General features: G+C 50.9%; 21 protein-coding genes. 16 read left to right on the top strand and 5 right to left on the bottom strand.

Annotation, left to right across the window (positions count from 1 at the left end):
* The first annotated feature begins 38 nt into the window (after positions 1 to 38).
* The 3 genes from PJK55_RS09140 to PJK55_RS09130 all read left to right on the top strand — a co-directional run bounded on the left by PJK55_RS09140 (position 39) and on the right by PJK55_RS09130 (position 2,768).
* The gene (locus PJK55_RS09140) at positions 39 to 812 is read left to right on the top strand and encodes a flagellar hook-basal body protein (protein WP_214792958.1); all 774 of its coding nucleotides are present in this window, start codon (positions 39 to 41) and stop codon (positions 810 to 812) included.
* An 11-nt stretch (positions 813 to 823) separates the two neighbouring features.
* The gene (locus tag PJK55_RS09135; protein WP_271305561.1) at positions 824 to 1,606 is read left to right on the top strand and encodes a flagellar hook-basal body protein; all 783 of its coding nucleotides are present in this window, start codon (positions 824 to 826) and stop codon (positions 1,604 to 1,606) included.
* A gap of 64 nt (positions 1,607 to 1,670) precedes the next feature.
* Positions 1,671 to 2,768 carry a glycerate kinase family protein gene (locus tag PJK55_RS09130; protein WP_271305560.1) on the top strand — a complete coding sequence of 366 codons (1,098 nt, stop codon included), beginning with the start codon at positions 1,671 to 1,673 and terminating at the stop codon, positions 2,766 to 2,768.
* Between the two features lie 26 nt (positions 2,769 to 2,794).
* Here the strand turns inward: PJK55_RS09130 and mscL are convergent, their stop codons facing one another.
* Positions 2,795 to 3,172 (bottom strand): large conductance mechanosensitive channel protein MscL, encoded by a 378-nt coding sequence (gene mscL, locus PJK55_RS09125; RefSeq protein ID WP_214784772.1) that lies wholly within the window; start codon positions 3,170 to 3,172, stop codon positions 2,795 to 2,797.
* A 194-nt stretch (positions 3,173 to 3,366) separates the two neighbouring features.
* Here mscL and PJK55_RS09120 point away from each other — a divergent pair, with 194 nt between their 5' ends.
* The 6 genes from PJK55_RS09120 to PJK55_RS09095 all read left to right on the top strand — a co-directional run bounded on the left by PJK55_RS09120 (position 3,367) and on the right by PJK55_RS09095 (position 7,811).
* Entirely contained in the window at positions 3,367 to 3,627 is a 261-nt protein-coding gene (locus PJK55_RS09120; protein ID WP_214784769.1) for a DNA-directed RNA polymerase subunit beta, read from the top strand.
* Positions 3,628 to 3,640: 13 nt separating this feature from the next.
* Positions 3,641 to 4,063: a 3-hydroxyacyl-ACP dehydratase FabZ gene (gene fabZ, locus PJK55_RS09115; protein ID WP_271305559.1), complete on the top strand. Its 423-nt coding sequence runs from the start codon at positions 3,641 to 3,643 to the stop codon at positions 4,061 to 4,063.
* A gap of 11 nt (positions 4,064 to 4,074) precedes the next feature.
* The gene (locus PJK55_RS09110; RefSeq protein WP_271305558.1) at positions 4,075 to 4,530 is read left to right on the top strand and encodes a hypothetical protein; all 456 of its coding nucleotides are present in this window, start codon (positions 4,075 to 4,077) and stop codon (positions 4,528 to 4,530) included.
* Positions 4,531 to 4,625: 95 nt separating this feature from the next.
* Positions 4,626 to 6,362, top strand: a complete 1,737-nt coding sequence (locus PJK55_RS09105; RefSeq protein WP_271305557.1) for a methyl-accepting chemotaxis protein — start codon at positions 4,626 to 4,628, stop codon at positions 6,360 to 6,362.
* A 63-nt stretch (positions 6,363 to 6,425) separates the two neighbouring features.
* Positions 6,426 to 7,475, top strand: a complete 1,050-nt coding sequence (locus tag PJK55_RS09100) for a C45 family autoproteolytic acyltransferase/hydolase (RefSeq protein ID WP_214792976.1) — start codon at positions 6,426 to 6,428, stop codon at positions 7,473 to 7,475.
* 57 nt (positions 7,476 to 7,532) lie between these two features.
* Positions 7,533 to 7,811: a hypothetical protein gene (locus tag PJK55_RS09095; RefSeq protein WP_012727334.1), complete on the top strand. Its 279-nt coding sequence runs from the start codon at positions 7,533 to 7,535 to the stop codon at positions 7,809 to 7,811.
* Between the two features lie 4 nt (positions 7,812 to 7,815).
* Here the strand turns inward: PJK55_RS09095 and PJK55_RS09090 are convergent, their stop codons facing one another.
* Positions 7,816 to 8,442: a class I SAM-dependent methyltransferase gene (locus tag PJK55_RS09090; RefSeq protein WP_271305556.1), complete on the bottom strand. Its 627-nt coding sequence runs from the start codon at positions 8,440 to 8,442 to the stop codon at positions 7,816 to 7,818.
* Positions 8,443 to 8,506: 64 nt separating this feature from the next.
* Between PJK55_RS09090 and PJK55_RS09085 the strand changes: the two genes are divergently transcribed.
* The 7 genes from PJK55_RS09085 (at position 8,507) to PJK55_RS09055 (ending at position 15,574) form a co-directional block, all read left to right on the top strand.
* The gene (locus tag PJK55_RS09085; RefSeq protein ID WP_271305555.1) at positions 8,507 to 9,988 is read left to right on the top strand and encodes a cryptochrome/photolyase family protein; all 1,482 of its coding nucleotides are present in this window, start codon (positions 8,507 to 8,509) and stop codon (positions 9,986 to 9,988) included.
* A gap of 201 nt (positions 9,989 to 10,189) precedes the next feature.
* The gene (locus PJK55_RS09080; protein WP_442899501.1) at positions 10,190 to 10,777 is read left to right on the top strand and encodes a glycerol-3-phosphate responsive antiterminator; all 588 of its coding nucleotides are present in this window, start codon (positions 10,190 to 10,192) and stop codon (positions 10,775 to 10,777) included.
* Positions 10,774 to 11,865, top strand: coding sequence for an ABC transporter ATP-binding protein (locus PJK55_RS09075; protein WP_271305553.1), 1,092 nt, complete (start codon positions 10,774 to 10,776; stop codon positions 11,863 to 11,865). The genes PJK55_RS09080 and PJK55_RS09075 overlap by 4 nt, the downstream gene beginning before the upstream one ends.
* Positions 11,862 to 12,767, top strand: a complete 906-nt coding sequence (locus PJK55_RS09070) for a carbohydrate ABC transporter permease (protein ID WP_074035942.1) — start codon at positions 11,862 to 11,864, stop codon at positions 12,765 to 12,767. Before PJK55_RS09075 ends, PJK55_RS09070 begins: the two co-directional genes overlap by 4 nt.
* Positions 12,764 to 13,573: a carbohydrate ABC transporter permease gene (locus tag PJK55_RS09065; RefSeq protein ID WP_271305552.1), complete on the top strand. Its 810-nt coding sequence runs from the start codon at positions 12,764 to 12,766 to the stop codon at positions 13,571 to 13,573. Before PJK55_RS09070 ends, PJK55_RS09065 begins: the two co-directional genes overlap by 4 nt.
* Positions 13,574 to 13,590: 17 nt before the next feature.
* Positions 13,591 to 14,898: an ABC transporter substrate-binding protein gene (locus tag PJK55_RS09060; protein ID WP_271305551.1), complete on the top strand. Its 1,308-nt coding sequence runs from the start codon at positions 13,591 to 13,593 to the stop codon at positions 14,896 to 14,898.
* A 1-nt stretch (position 14,899) separates the two neighbouring features.
* Complete coding sequence (locus tag PJK55_RS09055) at positions 14,900 to 15,574, top strand: glycerophosphodiester phosphodiesterase (protein ID WP_271305550.1); 675 nt, start codon at positions 14,900 to 14,902, stop codon at positions 15,572 to 15,574.
* A 41-nt stretch (positions 15,575 to 15,615) separates the two neighbouring features.
* Here the strand turns inward: PJK55_RS09055 and PJK55_RS09050 are convergent, their stop codons facing one another.
* The 3 genes from PJK55_RS09050 to PJK55_RS09040 form a co-directional block, all read right to left on the bottom strand.
* Complete coding sequence (locus tag PJK55_RS09050) at positions 15,616 to 16,701, bottom strand: GGDEF domain-containing protein (protein WP_271305549.1); 1,086 nt, start codon at positions 16,699 to 16,701, stop codon at positions 15,616 to 15,618.
* 90 nt (positions 16,702 to 16,791) lie between these two features.
* Entirely contained in the window at positions 16,792 to 16,935 is a 144-nt protein-coding gene (locus PJK55_RS09045) for a hypothetical protein (RefSeq protein WP_026825140.1), read from the bottom strand.
* 88 nt (positions 16,936 to 17,023) lie between these two features.
* On the bottom strand, positions 17,024 to 18,166 hold the full coding sequence (locus PJK55_RS09040; protein ID WP_271305548.1) for a sensor histidine kinase: 1,143 nt from the start codon (positions 18,164 to 18,166) through the stop codon (positions 17,024 to 17,026).
* Between the last annotated feature and the right edge of the window lie 7 nt (positions 18,167 to 18,173).

Genomic DNA, 18,173 nt, shown 5'->3' with positions numbered 1-18,173 from the left:
AAGAGTGAATCATGTTACAGGACGAAAGGAAGACGACAATGCTACGCGGATTATATACAGCGGCAGGCGCGATGAATGCCCTTCAGCGCCAACAAGAAATTTTAAGCAATAACCTTGGCAATGTGAGAACACCGGGCTTCAAGGCGTCTGACGGCGTGGTCCGCTCGTTTCCAGAGATGTTGCTCGCGCAAGTGAGCAATCCCGATAATGGGAAGTCACGTGTGAACGGGGAAGTCGGCACCCTTTCAATGGGTGTCTACCTTCAAGAGACGATGCCACGCTTCTCAGCAGGGAGTATCACGGAATCAGGAAGTCCAACCGATCTTTATTTGAAGGCTCCTGCTGATTTTACGGGTGCACCGATGTTTGCGGTTGAACAGGCAGGCGAGACGTTATACTCGACGAATGGCCGCTTCTCGATTGATGAGGCGTTATTCCTTCGTTCAGCAGACGGTGGATACGTACTTTCCGATGAAGGGGAACGCATCCAGCTCCCATCGAGCGAATTTCAAGTAGGGAAAGACGGGGTCATCACGTCGCTCGGTCAAAACGTGGCGACACTCGGTGCCTATCAGATTGATGATTTGACGACACTTGAACAAGTCGGAAATGATTGGCGCGTGACAGGCGACGCGCCTGCACCGGCACAAGTTGACGTGTTACAGGGCTTCATCGAGGAAGCAAACGTCAACCTCGACCAGACGATGGCCGATCTCATGATGACGTATCGTCAATTTGAAGCGAACCAAAAAGTCGTCCAAGCGTATGATAAAAGTGCCGAGCGAGCCATCGAAATCGCTCGCGTTCGTTAAGGAGGAACACCATGCAGTCCATTTATAATTCGGTCAACTCCCTGTCTCAACTTCAGCGTCAACTGGATGTGACAGGTCATAACATCGCGAACGTCGATACAGTTGGCTTCAAACGCCAACAAGGGCACTTCGCGTCACTCTTATCGCAAGCGTATGATAACCAACCACGTCCAGAATTCGAAGTCGGTCGGGATACGCCGAACGGCATTCGCATCGGGGTAGGCGGCCACGTCGCTGATATCACCCAACAATTCAATATCGGGCAGGTACGCATGACAGATCGTGGTCTCGATGTTTTCTTGAAGGCGAGCCGTCAATTTTTCGTCGTGGACACGCCGAACGGTGTCGGTGTGACACGTAGCGGAAACATGCAGCTGTCTGTCGGTGATCAGACGACACTCGTCGATGTGAACGGAAACCCACTTCTTGGAGATGACGGTAATGCAATCACGATGCCGAACGAGGCGACGAATCATCGGATTCGTCAGGATGGTGTGGTCGTGGCGAGCGTGAACGGTGTCGAACAGGAATTTGGACGACTCGATATCGTAGAAGTCCGGAATACGTCTGAACTGCGCCCACTCGGTGATAACGTGTTCGCAGCCGACCTCGAGACCGAAGTCGATCGTCCGTTAGGGAATTTGTTGATGGAAGGGACACTCGAGTCGTCAAACGTGGATTTGACGAAAGAGATGACCGACATGACCATCACACAACGTGCCTACCAAATGAACTCGCGCGCCCTTTCGATGAGTGATCAAATGATGGGACTTGTCACGGCATTACGTCCGTAAAATATGACCGCTTCTCCGTGAGAGAGGCGGTTTTTATATAAGTATGGGGAGGGAGATCAACGAGATGCGAATCGTGGTCGCCATGGATTCATTCAAAGGTTCATTGTCGAGTATGGAAGCGAATCAAGCTGTTCATCGTGCCTTGCCGGGGCATGACGTCATCGCTATTCCAATTTCAGATGGAGGAGAAGGATTTCTTGATGCGTGGCTCGCAACGCATGAGGATGCGGTCGTGGTGGAAGAGGTCGTTACGTGCTTGGATGGGACGAAGCGTCCCGCACGATTTGGTTTTGAACCATTAACGAAACACGCCGTGATTGAAGTGGCGGAAACGACAGGGTTAACGCTCCTCACCCACGTCGACCCATGGCGCTATAGTTCAGTCGGCGTCGGTCATCAAATTGTTCATGCGCTAGACCGGGGAGCGGGCGTTATCACCATCGGGCTTGGCGGGAGCGGGACGATTGATGGTGGGAAAGGGATGCTTGAGGCGCTAGGTGTTCGTTTTCTAGATGCGAATGGTGCAGATTTATCCTCGATTCCGCATCAACTTGCAGACGTCGCTTCCATCGATTGGTCAGGACTCGACCCGAGAGTAAAAGACGTTGAGTGGCGAATGGCTTCTGATGTACATAATCCGTTGACGGGAAAACGAGGTGCTGCGCACGTGTTCGGTCCCCAGAAAGGGTTGGCGGCGGACGACGTGGTTCGCTACGATCAGTTACTCGACGACTATGCGAGTCACTTCGATCAGGATATGAAGTCACTCGACGGAGCTGGTGCGGCAGGTGGCATCGGATTCGCGCTTCTTCAACTTGGGGCGACCTATATGAGTGGCATCGAAGAAGTCGTCCGTTGGTCAAGGTTCGAAGAGCATGTGAAAAGTGCAGATTGGCTCATCACGGGAGAGGGAAAGTTTGATGCGCAAAGTTTAGAGGGAAAAGCGCCTTACGGGTTGGCGCGTCTTGCCCACACGTATGGGGTTCCGACACTCGTGTTCGCCGGGCAATCTGACTTAACCGCTCATGAGGAATCTGGGATTGTCGCCGTCTTTCCCATCGTGTCCCGCATCATGACACTAGAAGAAGCGATATGGGAAGCCGCCCCGTTACTGACGAATGCTGTCCAAAGGGTTCGCCATGTCCTCGAAAAAACGCTTTGACGATTCGTCAAAGCGTTTTTTGCTTGTTACGGACGTTCCTTCAATAGGTCACGAATCTCAGTCAACAATTGTTCTTCTTTTGTAGGAGTTGGCGCAACAGCCTCTTCGACTTCCTTCTCACGTTGTAGACGATTGATGATCTTGACGATCAGGAAGAGGGCAAAAGCAATCAAGATAAATGATACAATTTGTTGAATAAAGTTCCCGTATAAGACGTCCACTCCGAGTACGCTCGCTTTTAAGTTAGAAAAATCAATTCCTCCGATAATGATTCCGAGAAGCGGCATAAAGATATCGTTGACGAGCGAGTTGACGATGGCCGTGAACGCCGCACCGAGTACGACAGCGATGGCAAGATCGATGACATTCCCGCGCATTGCGAATTTTTTAAACTCTTTTAACATAAACAAACCTCCTGACATGGAATAGCATAAGCGTAGCATATTTATGATGAAAGGAAAAAATCGTTCAGCTTCTGTCAGGGAAGGATGCTTGTTCGACATTTGTGCATAGGGTACACTAAAAAGGTAGCAATTTACGCATTTTAATACCAGGTACTAATATGATATAATCATTTTAGCTGAAAGGATGGTTGGACGTGGCGAACGATGAACAAACGAGTTCGGAAGAACAAAAAGGTTCACCAGAACAAGAGACGAAGCAGAAGCAGCGATCACGATTGTCGAATCATCGTCGATTCCCGATCTTACTGCGTGTACTCGTCGTTTTAGTGTTGGCAATCGCGATGCTCGCCCTTGGAGCAATCATTGGATATAGCGTCATTGGCGGAGGCGACTGGAAAGATGTGTTTGACATCGAGACGTGGCGCCATATCACCGATTTTTGGCTAACCTCTTAAAGGCGGTGGATGGATGTATACAATTGAGCAAATTAAAGAAGTAATCCCACACAGATACCCGTTTCTGTTAATTGATCGAATTATCGAAGTCGAAGAAAAGAAGCGTGCTGTCGGATTAAAAAATGTCACGGCGAACGAAGAGTTCTTTAACGGGCATTTCCCAGACTATAACGTCATGCCAGGCGTCTTGATTGTCGAGGCACTCGCACAAGTCGGTGCTTTCGCAATATTGAAAGACGAATCGAATCGAGGCAAGCTTGCCTTTTTCGCAGGGATTGACAACTGTCGTTTCAAACGTCAAGTCGTCCCGGGTGATCAGCTTCGCCTTGAAGTAGAAATCATGAAAATTCGTGGACCAATCGGTAAAGGACGTGCCGTGGCCACAGTCGATGGAGAAGTTGCTTGTGAAGCAGAACTCACTTTCGCCTTGAAGTAAGGAGAAATGGGATGCGTGCTTTAGTAATTGTTTTACTAGTTGGCTTAATGACGATTGTGGGCTGTCAGCAACTACAGACGGAAGAGTCGAACGAAGAGAACATTGTCTATGAACAGAACGTGGATGAGGCGATGATTGAAAAGCGGGCGGGACAATCCGATGCGATTGCCGTTTCGCTCGAACGGACGAACAATACAACGATGCTCTTCACGATTCGCATGCTAGAAAATCGCCGCCTCGACCCGACGACGGTCATGAGTTATGAGGTCGATGGAGAACGGATTGCGATTCCGTTCGGCGAACTGATTGCAGAGCGGGAAGAAGACATTCGAACGTATGAATATCAGACTGACGTCGACCCCGATCTTTTCGTAGCGGATACACTTCCACTCTTCCATCTCGTGGAGGAAGGCGATACAGAAGTGACGATTCCACTCGAAGTCATCGATTCGACAAACATTGAATAGAAACAGACGATTTTGTCGAAAATCGTCTGTTTTTTTGTGGAGATTGATGAATTTTGTCCGATACAAAGAGTAAGGATAGAATGGAGGAAATCGAGATGGAACAGAAATCACAGTCGTTACAAACACGCATCTTAGCAGCGATGTTAGCCTTCGTCACATTGCTCATCGTCTTGTTCGGGGTCGTGCAATATGTTAGTACGAAGCATTCCGTACTCAGCACATTGCATGCGACGATGATTGAAGATGGAGAACGGATTAGCGAGACATTAGATGCGGATGCATATGCGTCATTCATGAAAAATCCGTCAAAAAATGAGCAGTATGAACAGTTGCGAGAATATCTCGATACATATCGTCAACAAATCGGGGCCATGTATGTGTATACGATTGCCACCGAGGGCGAAGAAGTCCAAATCATCATCGATGGATTGAGTCAAGCGGATGCAGCAGACATCGGTACACCTACTACGGCGATGACGGTTGAAGGAGCGATGAATGCATTCAATGGTGACACGGTCACAACGGACGTCATTGATGATCCAGAATACGGAAAGTATGTGACAGTGCTCGTCCCAATCAAACGTGGTAGCGAGGTCATCGGGGTCCTCGGAATTGATAAGGCAGCTACAGAAGTCGCGGCAATTACGGGTGATGTGTTAGCCGAGAGTTTGCCACCAATCCTTATTGGTCTTCTCGTCTTACTTGTCGTCGCAGCCGTCATCATCTGGCAGTACCTTGGCTGGAAGTTACGTCCTCTTCAAGCGTTAGAACGTGTCGCGACCTCGATTGCCGAAGGCGATTTGGCGACGGCATCGAAAAATGTAGAGAAGATTCAATTGAAATCGAATGATGAAATCAAGCGTCTGACGGTATCAATGGATAAGATGACCCATATGTTGAAAGACCTCATCTCTGGGATCCAAACGTCGGCGCAGACGGTCAAGGACGAGAGTGGAAACGTCTCGAGCATCTCGGAAGAAGTGAATGATGCGTCTCGTCAAATCGCTTATACGATGGAAGAGATTGCGAGCGGTGTTGAAAATCAAAGTGTATTGACGATGCGCTTATATGGACATATGAACGAATTCTCGACGCTCGTCGAGCAAACCACGTCAGACGGAGACCAAGTGAGCGAACAGGCAGAAGTCGTCAGTCGGGTGACGATGGATGGGCTTCGCTACATGGAGAGTGCCGTCGACCAGATGACACATATCCATGAACAGGTGAAGTCGTCACAAGGACAAGTCCGTGATTTCGAGCAACAGGCGGACGAGGTGACGGAGCTCGTCACGATGATTCGCCAAATCTCACAACAGACGAACCTGCTCGCATTGAACGCAGCGATCGAGGCGGCTCGTGCGGGTGAACACGGGAAAGGGTTTGCGGTCGTCGCTTCGGAGATTCGGAAGCTATCTGACAGTGTCGCCGAGTCTGTCAGTGAGATCTCAGAGATTGTCGGAAGCGTCAAACAAAATTCGATCGCCCTCGGCCAGACGTTCACAGAAAGTATGACGGCGGCAGAGGAAGGGAAGAAAACGCTCGAGTCGACGAAGCACGCCTTCACGGAAATTGAACGAAGTGTCCGCCATATGCAACAGCTGACGGGCTCGATGCGTAGTCAGCTCGATCGGGTGAAGACGAACCAAGACCATATCCAGCACGGCTTGTCAGAGATTGCTTCCATCTCAGAAGAGAGCACGGCCGGGAACGAGGAAGTGGCCGCTTCGACGGAGCAGATGTCGGCGACAAGTGAGACGATGAACCGTCTCGTCAAAGATTTGTCGACGACAGCGGAATCGATGCAACAGATGAGTCGCCAGTTCAAGTTGTAAGCAGTCTCACTTCAGACAGACCTCTCCTGTGTCCGCTATAATGGGCGCAAGGGAGGTTTTTTCATGCAACAATTCTCTAGTGAACTGACACAATTTCGTGGAAGTCATTACGACTTCGGTCGATTTCAAGGAAAATATATAAAACGCAGTCAACTGCTCGAAAACCGGACGGACCAATGGAAACTACGTGTGCCCCGTTTCGAGATTGACGCGACGGAGGCAAAGGCTGCTTTTGATGCAGTGGCTCCGAAGATTTGGGAAGAGTTGATTGGGCTTCAAGACGAGCTCAAACTGTCTCTCAATGATACGTTGCTCCATTTCGGACATTTCCGCGTCAATAATCCAATCAGTGGGTGTTCGATTCTGACAGGGGACAACTTCCTCGTCCGAAACTATGACTATCATCCGATGACGTACGACGGGCGCTACAATGTCTTTCAACCCGACGATGGTTACGCTGTCATCGGACCGGTCTCTCGTGTCACGGGCCGCATGGACGGGATGAATGAAAAAGGTCTTGCGATGGGGTACAACTTTATTAACCGACGTCGACCGGGAGACGGATTCGTCTGCCAGATGATCGGACGCATCATTCTCGAGACGTGCGCGACCGTGGAAGAAGCAGTCGACTTATTAAAAGAGATTCCGCATCGTGGTTCCTTCACGTACGTTGTCCATGACAAGTCGTCGAAGACACGCGTGATTGAGGCGACACCTCGGGATATTCAAGTGCGGGAATCCAATATATGTACGAACCATTTCGAGTTACTACAACACGAGAATCGCTACCACCTGGACGATTCCACGCGTCGCATGATGGAAATCAAAGTGGTACAACATTTGATTCAAGACGCGGAGAGTGCGTTCCGCCTCATGAACGACACTGACAAGGGAGTTTTCTCGGAACTGTACAAGAGCTGGGCAGGTACGATTCATACAGCAGCCTATTTCCCAGAAACGCTCGAGACGTGGTTTGCTCTCGGCGGAGACCGGGACCCGGTCATCTTCGATTTTCAAAAATGGCTCGACGGAGAAGACTTCGACCTTCATGCGCTTGACGGGGAACTCGCGACCGATATCGAGTTTGCGAATACGGTCCAACTTTGGCGCTGACGTTTGTCAGTGCTTTTTTTGTAGAAACGGGAATACACATAACAGGAGGGATGAAAGATGAAACGATTTGGTATCATACTCATTATGCTGACGCTTGTGACGCTACTCGGTGGATGTGTGCCCGGCGACGGGACGTACACGACGGACCCGGCAGGTTTTTTCTGGGGAATCTGGCACGGGTGGATTGCACCGATCTCACTCATTTTAGGGTTGTTCAATGACACGTATCGGGTGTATGAAGTGAACAATACCGGCTGGTTTTACGATTTAGGGTTTTACATCGCCGTGATTAGTGGATTCGGTGGATTGACGTTAACACGGAAGAGTCGGGGATAAGTGATTACCCCGACTTTCTACCGATTACTGCGACCGTACGATAGTCACGCGAGTCGGGACCGCGACGTATCGATACACCCTGAAATCCGAGATTCGTCGCTTTAGGGATGAACTCCTCATGAATCATCTTGGCAATCCCGTCCCATTGCACATCGCCTTTTCCATCACAGTACGTGATGATGAATGTACCGTTCGGTTTCAAGACGCGTTCGATTTCAGACAGGATGGTCGTGACATCTTCCCAAAAATAAAGCGTGTGAATGCTGAACACGTGATCGATGGATGCGTCGGTCATCGCTAACTGATGAAAATCTCCTTCCATCAAGCGAGCTCGTCTCCTTTGAATGGAGACAGCATTACGTTTCTTGGCCGAAGCGATGAGTGTCTTCGAGCGATCGAGACCGATCACGTTCACATCCTCCCGCTTTTGAAGAATCGTCGATAACGCATCACCGGCTCCACACCCGAGTTCGAGTACGGTGGCGTTTGCATGCATATGTAACTGTTCGATCGTCCACTCGACTTCGATACGGTGTTGGCGCACCATCTTTTCCCCGATATATTTTCCGACGGGACCACGTGGGTTTTCGTACTGACTGTCCACCCAGTTTTTGAACACTTGTGGGAGCATACTGTCACCTCATTTCAAGAGTAGCTCGATTGTAGCATATCGATGAAACAAAGGAGTCAACAACATGCGTTCATTTTGGATACTTGGCAACCAACTCTCACACGAACTCGAGATGTTGAAGCATATAAAAGAAGATGACGTCATCGTCATGATTGAGGCGACGTCTCGCGCGACGTGGCGTCCGTACCATAAGCAAAAACTCGTCCTCATTTTCTCGGCGATGCGTCACTTTGCGGAAGAGTTGCGCGACAAAGGGTACACCGTCGATTACCATGAAGCGGATTCGTTTCAGGAGGCATGGGACAATCACCTAAAACAGTACGAGCCGGACGAGATTCATGTCACCGCCGTCACGGACGAACCGATGACTAAAAAGCTCAAGCAATTCGGTAAGAAACATAAGATTATCGAACATACGGATGTCCCGCTCTTCTATTTATCGAAAGAAGAAGCGACCGATACGCTCGGAAACGAACCGTGGCGGATGGATCGTTTTTATCGTCAGATGCGCAAACGGTTCGATGTTTTAATTGAAGAAGGGAAGCCGCGTGGCGGGAAGTGGTCGTTTGACGCGGAAAATCGAAAGCCGCCGAAAGAAGGACTGTCGTTTCCGTCCGCTATCCATTTCCGCCCCGACGTGATCACAAAAGACGTCATCGAAAAAGTCGAGTCGACATTCTCGGATCATCCGGGCGAGGTGACCCCGTTTCACTGGCCGGTCACACACATTGAGGCGAGACGGGCACTGAATCGATTCGTGAACGAGCGGCTCGAGACGTTCGGTCCGTATCAGGATGCGATGATGACGGATGAACCAGAGATGTCACACAGCCTGTTGTCGGCTGCCATCAACATCGGTCTGTTGACGCCACATGAAGTCGTCGAGGCTGCTTGTCAGGCCGACGCCCCTTTGTCATCGGTCGAAGGATTCGTCCGCCAAATCCTCGGTTGGCGGGAGTATATGCGCGCCGTCTACCTCGCCGTCATGCCAGGCTATGAAGAGGTGAACACGTTCAAGCATGAACGCGACTTACCGTCCTTCTTTTGGGACGCAAAGACGGACTTGAACTGTCTGCATCAAAGTCTAAAACCGGTCGTGGCATATGCCCACAACCATCACATCCAGAGGCTGATGGTGCTCGGAAACTACGCGACGTTGTTTGAAATCTCACCGAAGCAGACGAGCGACTGGTTCAATGAGATGTATATCGATGCCTATGACTGGGTCGTCTTACCGAACGTGCTCGGGATGGCACTCCATGCGGACGGCGGGAAACTCGCCACGAAGCCATATGTCGCCTCTGGGAAGTATATCGACCGGATGAGTGATTACTGTGGAGATTGCCCATATAATCCGAAACATACGACCGAAGAGGATGCTTGTCCGTTCAACGCCCTCTACTGGCGCTTCATCGATCGGCACGAGGAGCGTTTCTCAAAAAACCAGCGGATGAAGATGATGGTCCGCAATTGGCAAGGGCGAGACGATGATGTCAAAGCAGATATATTAGAGAAAGCCGAACAGACATTGGCCGATTCCCCGTGAATCGGTTTTTTTACGTTTCCTTCATGAAACTTAGCGATTCCTTCATCGTAGCTTTACAATCATCCGCTACGATAAGAGCTGTGAGACCCCCTCACTCCAAGTGAATAGTAACCGGTAGAACCTTTGAGAGACCAACAGAAGCCCGTACGTCTAAGACGTGTCGTTTCTGTTGGTCCTTTTTTTTAAGAAAGGATGATCCAAGTGAATGAAGCGATTGCACGAATGGGACAGGAACAGATGATTGCCTCAATCAAGAGTCCGAAACAAATCGAAGCGTTTTTAAAGACGGATGTGACAACGACTTTCCTCATGATGGGAACGCTCAGCACACTCGACCGCTATGTAACGCATTTAAAGCGAGAGAACCGAACAGTCTTCCTCCATGCCGAGCGAATCAATGGCATCAGCCTCGACCGGGATGGCATCGATTATCTCGCCAAACGCGTCGGCGCCGACGGGATTGTCACAACGAAAGCATCGGTGCTCCAGCATGCGAAGCGGGCAGGGATGTTGACAGTTCAGCGACTGTTTCTCGTCGATTCGGACGCGGTCACGAGCGGGCTCAAACTCGCTGAAGCGCAGCAACCGGACGCGATCGAACTCATGCCCGGTCTGATTCCGAGTGTCGTCGAGAAGATTTCCCAGGAAGTCTCTTTCCCGATTGTGACGGGTGGCATGATTCGTCAACCAATCGATGTGCATCGCGCCCTTGATCATGGGGCATTCGCGGTTTCGACCGGGGACGAACGACTTTGGCAGGTCCAAAGTCAGAAGGAGGAATTGGTATGAAAACGATCCAACTACAACAACTGACAAAATCATTCGGGGAGACGGAAGTCATTCGGGGTATCGACGTGACGATCGAAGCAGGAGAATTCTTTGCGCTCGTCGGACCATCCGGCTGCGGCAAGAGTACGATGCTTCGCATGATTGCAGGGCTCGAATCCATCACCGGTGGAACGCTTCGCATCGACGGAGTAGCAGCAAACGGGATGAAACCGAGCGAACGTCACTTGTCGATGGTCTTCCAAAACTACGCCCTTTATCCGCATATGACGGTCGAGAAAAATATCACGTTCGGGCTACATACGAAAGGGCTGACGAAACTAGAGCAACGAGAGCGTTGCCTCCAGGCGGCCGAGACGCTCGGGCTCACTGATTATTTGAAGAGGAAGCCGCGTGAACTCTCAGGTGGTCAGAGACAACGGGTCGCGTTGGCGCGAGCCATCGTGACGGAGGCGCCGATTTGCCTGATGGATGAGCCACTCTCGAGCTTGGACGCGAAACTGCGTGCGAAGATGCGCTCGGAGATTCGCCAGTTGCAGCGAAAACTTGGACTGACGATGATTTACGTCACTCACGACCAAGTCGAGGCGATGACGATGGCGGACCGGATCATGCTTCTCAATGAAGGGGAAGTGCAACAAGTCGGGAAACCGCTCGACCTGTATAACAAACCGGCGAACACGTTCGTCGCCTCGTTCATCGGGTCACCCCCGATGAACCTAGTCGAAGTCACCCGACAAGAGAGAGGGTGGATGGCAGCGGACGGCCGCCTGTTCCATCCGAACGCATTGACAGAAGTGTCAGAAGCGACGCTCGGCGTACGTCCAGAACAGATCAAACCGGCAGACGAAGATGTGACATTTTATGCGGAGCTGAAAAACATCGAAGTACTCGGAACCGAGACGATCCTTGCGTTCGATGTCGGTGGCAATGAATGGCTAGCGAAATGGCCAGGACAATGGCCACTCACCGTCGGAGAAAAAGTGGCGTGTTACGTGGAACCGAAACAGATGTCGCTCTTTGACGCGACCGGGCAGCGCATCGAGCCACGACAGCCGAAGCTGTTTGAGGCGTTGGAGGTGTTCCAATGACGGTCGCCTTACCGAGAGAAAAAGTCCGCACGAGACTGTCGGACGCGGCGAGTGGGCTGTTGTACTTGTCCCCGTCCATCATCTTGTTTGGTGTCTTTCTCGTCTATCCGCTCCTCCGGACGATGTACTTGAGCTTCTTTCGGACGGACACGCAAGGGACGCCACTCGAATTTGTCGGCGTCGGTCACTACAGCAACTTGTTCACGAGCGCGGCGTTTTGGCAAAGCATTCAAGCGACGGTCGGATTCGTCCTCTTGACGGTCCCACTGACGATTCTCATCGCACTCGGGCTCGCGCTACTTGCCAATGAGAAATTGAAGGGCATCGGCATCTTTCGAACAGCCTTCTCGGCGACGATGGGAATGAGTGTCGCCGCCTCGTCGGTCATTTGGATGTTCATGTACAACCCGTCAATCGGCATTTTCAACCGGTTCCTCGAGGCAATCGGTGCCAGCGGCGTACAGTGGCTCCTCGATCCGCAATATGCGCTTCTTTCCGTGTCACTCGCGACCGTCTGGATGAATATCGGCTTCACGTTTTTGATTCTCCTCGGCGGTCTGCAGAACATCGACCGGACGCTATACGAGAGTGCGGATATTGCCGGAACGAGCTATTGGACACAGTTACGCGCAATCACGATCCCGATGTTGTCCCCGACGCTCTTCTTCGTCGGCATCATCTCGCTCATCAACGCCTTCCAGACGTTCGGACAGATTGACTTGTTGACGAAAGGCGGACCGACGAATGCGACGAACGTCATCGTCTATGCCATCTATAAAGATGCGTTCATCAACTACAACGTCGGGAGTGCCAGTGCACAAGCCGTGCTCTTATTTATCGCCGTCCTTCTATTGACATGGCTCCAATTCAAACTTGTCGAAAGGAAGGTGCATTACCAATGAGACTACGGAATATAGGCGTATATGTCTTACTCGTCTTGAGCGCCATCGTCATGCTGTTCCCGATCGCCTATGCGTTCTCAATCAGTCTGATGGACGGGAAGGAAGTACTTCAGGGGCATCTGCTCCCACGCGACCCGTCATTTGAAAACTATATCGCCGCGTTCGAACGAATCCCGATGATGACCTACTTGGTGAACAGTCTGGTTGTCGCGCTCCTCGTGATGATGGGGCAGGTCGTCTTGTCGAGTCTTGCGGCATTCGCATTCGTCTTCATCGACTTTAAAGGAAAAGGGCTCATCTTCATGCTCTTCCTCGCGACGATGATGGTCCCATGGGAAGCAACGATGGTGCCGAACTTTTTAACGATCCAGTCACTCGGATGGCTTAACACCGTCTGGGGTCTATCGGTGCCGTTCTTCGCACTCGCATTCGGAACGTTTCTACTCCGGCAACAGTTCAAGACGATTCCATATGAGATGTATGAGGCGTCTCAAATCGCTGGGATCAGTCGGTTCCGCTTCTTCTGGAACGTTGTCTTGCCCGTATCGAAGACACCGCTCGTCACATTGTCGGTATATAGCTTTTTGACAACTTGGAATATGTACTTATGGCCGCTTCTCGTTACGAACACGGAACAGGCGCGGACGGTCCAAATCGGAATCAAACAGATGCAGTCGAACGAGGTCGCCTCGGATTGGGGCGTTGTCATGGCAGCGGTCGTCTTAATCATCATTCCGACACTTTTATTGTTATTCGCAGGACAAAAACATCTACAAGAAGGATTGACGCAAGGCGCAATCAAATAATAGGGGGACATGACAAAATGAAAAAGTTTGGATTATTCGCAGGGTTGGCAAGTTCAGTGTTATTACTCGGGGCATGTGGCAGTGAAGAAGCGGCGCCGGTCGCGGCGACAACGGAAGACGGGAAGACAGAAGTCGTCTTTTGGCACGCCATGAGCGGGGACTTGGAGACAGCGCTCAATACGCAGGTCGACGCATTCAACGCGTCGCAAGACGACTATGAAGTGAAACCAATCTTCCAAGGAACGTATGAGGAAGCACTCACGAAGTTCAATGCCGTCGCCGGTTCGGAAGACGCGCCGGCCATCATGCAGACGTTCGAAGTCGGGACGAAATACATGATTGATTCGAACAAGATCACACCCGTGCAAGAGTTCATCGACAAAGAGGGCTTTGACACGAGCGTGTGGGAAGAGAACATCTTGAGCTATTACCAAGTGGACGGCAAGCAATACTCGATGCCGTTCAACTCTTCAACACCTGTCCTTATCTATAATAAGGATGCATTTAAAGAGGCAGGACTTGACCCGGAGAAGGCGCCGCGCACGTATGACGAGTTGAAAGCGGCAGCGAAGAAGTTGACGACGGACGATCAGACCGGCTTCACGATGCTCAACTATGGTTGGTTCTTCGAACAGCTTGTCGCCGCGCAAGGTGGACTTTACGTCGATAACGAAAACGGGCGCAGTGGAGATCCGACGAAAGCCGTGTTCGATGGGGAAGAAGGGCAGAATGCGTTCAACTTAATCAAAGAGATGTACGATGAGAAGACGTTCCTAAACGTCGGTCAAAACTGGGACGATATGCGTGCAGCGTTCCAATCGGGTAAAGTCGCCATGTATCTCGACTCGTCAGCCGGTATCCGTACCGTAGCGGACAGCGCAGACTTTGAGATCGGTGCCTCTTACTTACCAGTACCGAACGAAGCTGACCGTCAAGGCGTCGTCATCGGTGGCGCATCACTCTGGATGGGTGACGGCATCGCCGAAGAAACGAAAGAAGGTGCATGGGAGTTCATGAAGTACGTGTCCTCAACGGAAGCACAAGCCCAGTGGCATGTCGACACAGGTTACTTTGCTATCAATCCTGACGCTTACAACGAGCCCGTTGTCGAAGAGATGTGGGCGAAATATCCACAGCTCAAAGTGACGGTCGATCAACTGAGTGAGACGAAAGCGTCACCGGCGACACAAGGCGCACTCATCTCGACGTTCCCACAATCGCGTCAGAGCGTCGTCAATGCGATGGAGAGTTTGTATCAAGGCGTATCGGTTGAAGACGCATTGAAGCGTGCGGCCGAAGAGACGACTTCCACCTTGGGGCAGTGAGATGTTGATTTACGCACATCGTGGGTATAGCGCCAATTACCCGGAAAATACGTTGTCGGCGTTCGAGGCGGCCCTCCCATATGTGGACGGGATTGAGCTCGACGTGCAACTGTCGAAAGACGGTCGGCTTATCGTCATCCATGACGAGACGGTCGATCGGACGACAGATGGGACGGGGTGGGTGAAAGACATGACACTTCAGGAGCTACGTCAATTGAAGATTGACGGGTATGAACGAATCCCGACGTTAGAAGAAGTGCTCGGCTTGATCGAACGGAGTGACATCACGCTGAACATCGAATTGAAGACAGATCAATACGCGTATCCGGGAATCGAACGACTCGCCTGGCTCGCCGTCGACGAGTTTCACATGACGGGGCGCGTCGTCTTCTCCTCGTTCAATCGGGAGACGCTCGTCCGGATGCGGGATGTGGCACCGCACGCACGCCTTGCCGTGTTGACGCTAACAGGAGAGTCGGACACCGTCTCGTTCGCTGAAACGATTCGAGCCGAGGCGATTCACGCACAGACCGAGTTTATCGGCTCAAAAGCATGGGAAGAGATGCGACGGACGCCGCTCGAGACACGTCTTTACACGATCAACGACGTGAAAGATCTTCCTTTGATACCGGTGGCAGCCATCATGACGGATGAAGTTGAACGGTTCGCAAAGTAAACAGACAAAAACCCCGCTTCCAATGAAGGAGCGGGGTTCGTTCATGTCATGATCGGTTCTGGTGATGCAACCGTCGAGACGACGACTTGGTTGCGCCCTTCATTTTTTGCTTGATAGAGCGCCGAGTCTGCGAGGTCGACCATCCGTTTGATAGGAAGCGAGGTACCGTGGGCGACCCCGACGGACGTCGTGATTTGAATCGGTGGAAAGTCGTTCAAGTAGAACGTTTCAGCGGCAATCCGTTCCCGAATCCGGTTGGCCACTTTATCCACTTTCTCTGGCGTCAAATCGTACATCAGGATGACAAACTCTTCGCCGCCAATCCGAGCGACCGTGTCGTGTGCGCGAGTCTCCACCTTTAAGATATCAGCGAACTGTTGCAAGACGAGGTCACCGTTTCCGTGACCGTATGTATCGTTCACGTGCTTGAAATGATCGATATCGAGCGCAAGGATGTTGTACGTGCGGTCGTCCTCACCGAGTGAGGCGGTGTAGCGGTCCCAGACGCGACGATTGAACAGACCTGTCAGATGATCTCGTTCAGCAGAGCGTTTATATTCGAGCGCACGTCGAGTCGTCTTCTCTAAGTCGATCGTGAGTATACTCGACAGCAGACCGACGAGCATCCCGACCATCCAAATGGTCAAGACGAGGGACACGTATGCTGTATTCCATCCCATGTTGATGTAGACGGCAATCGAGATGACGAATAGCGCCCATACGTTTAAGAAGATACTTTGCATGAAAAGTCGTTCGCGAAGGAGACGATGAATCCATAGCATCCCGATACTGACGATGAACGTCGCGATAAAGGCGATGAACGCTTGTTCCGTCATCCCGAACAGGAAGCGCGTGCTCGCAATGACGAGTGTCGCAATAAACAATGGCATCCGAGCGCCGTAAAATGCGAGTAAGACGAGCGGTAGATGGCGTAAATCCACACGCACCGTATCGTTGGCCTCGACGGCGTTGTACATTAAAAAGAGACCGAGCGCCCCGGCCAATAATCCAATCACGAAACTGCGAAGACGTTGCGAATTGAATAGTGAAGAGTGATAAATCTTCGAGATGATATAAAATCCGGTGAACGCAACACAGGCGTTCAGTAACAAGACAGTGAGCGTCATTTCTTCACGACCTTTGCGATAGTCTATACATTAACCGTAGCAGTCTTCAAAATAATGTCAATCAGAGATGTGCAAAAATTCACTTCGTCTTCACGCTTTTTTCTTCGTGCCTCGAAACGCAAAGAACATAGCGATGCCGATACCAATCCCGAGCCACCAGTTATCGAGGGTGAGACCAAACACGACGGCGAACACGACGGCGACCGGGATGGATAAGTATCCACGTTGTTTCATCTTGAGTTCCTCCTCTCTTCATCACTTCTCTATTCCCGAAATTGAATCGCTTTACATCACGAAATGAAAAAACGTCCGACTAAACGAATCAGTCGGACGTGATTTGTAAAGATGTTCGTGGCAAGGGACATGTGTGTCGGGTATGAAGCTCGATGGTGAAGGTCGTTCCCTCGCCGTAAACGGAATCCGCATGGATGACCCAACCATGGGCTTCAACGATTCGTTTGCAGATTCGTAGACCGAGTCCTGTACCTTTAATCGATTGATGGGCAATCGAGTCGACGCGATAGTACTCATCAAACACATACGGAAGCGCATCTTCCGGAATGCCGATGCCGGTATCAGATACAGACAATACCACCGTACCGTCACATTCCTCGACTTGTGTATGAACCGTCCCACCGTCTGGAGAATATTTGATGGCATTGCCGATCAAGTTATGGAGCAATTGCCGCAATTTTTCTGCATCTGCTTGAATCCATACGTCATTCGCCTCAAACGTCACCGTATGAAGCGGCGAAGTCGATTGATAACTCTCCATAACTTCCTCTAACAGAGGACGAAACGCAAACGTTGATACATTCAATTGTTCGGCCGAATAGTTTTCTTTTTGGTAGTCCAAAAAATTATCGACGAGTCGCTCGAGCCGCTCCGACTCTTGTTTCACTTGTTCCAACATGTGATACGACTTCTCGGAACCTTCATGACGCGCCATCAACAATTCGGTATAGCCATGAATTGCGGTCAACGGGGTACGGAAGTCATGGGACAACTCAGCGAGAAATGCATCTTTTCGTTCTTCAAAGCGAACGGCTTCCGTCTGATCACGCCACATGATGAAGACGCCCCGCGGTGTCCGGGTGAAATTGAAAATCAGGTGTAGCGTTCGGTCATCGAATTGAATTCGACGTGACGTCATGCTTGGCCATTTCTCTGTCTCGCACTCAAGCAATTCTTGGATCAAATAGGTGACTTGCGCCATGTCGGCACCATGCTCTTCGAACGTCGTATAGAGAAATCGAGTCAATGCTTCCATCGAGGTGAACGATTGGGTCGTCATCGAAGGGCACCAGTGATGAAGGAGATCATTCGTATAGAGACGGTGTTTCGAGAAATCGATATAACACATCGCATCCTGCACTTCTTCTACAATCGAAGCGATGGAGAACGTATGGCGTTCCTGTTTTTGACGAGCGGAGCGTTTTTGCCTTACCCTTCGAAATCGGTGCATCCAATTA

This window comes from Exiguobacterium sp. MMG028 (genome assembly GCF_027947425.1).
GTDB classification, from domain to species: domain Bacteria; phylum Bacillota; class Bacilli; order Exiguobacteriales; family Exiguobacteriaceae; genus Exiguobacterium; species Exiguobacterium aestuarii_A.
Note: the sequence above shows the minus strand (reverse complement) of the source record. Positions and strands in the feature narration are given on the sequence as shown.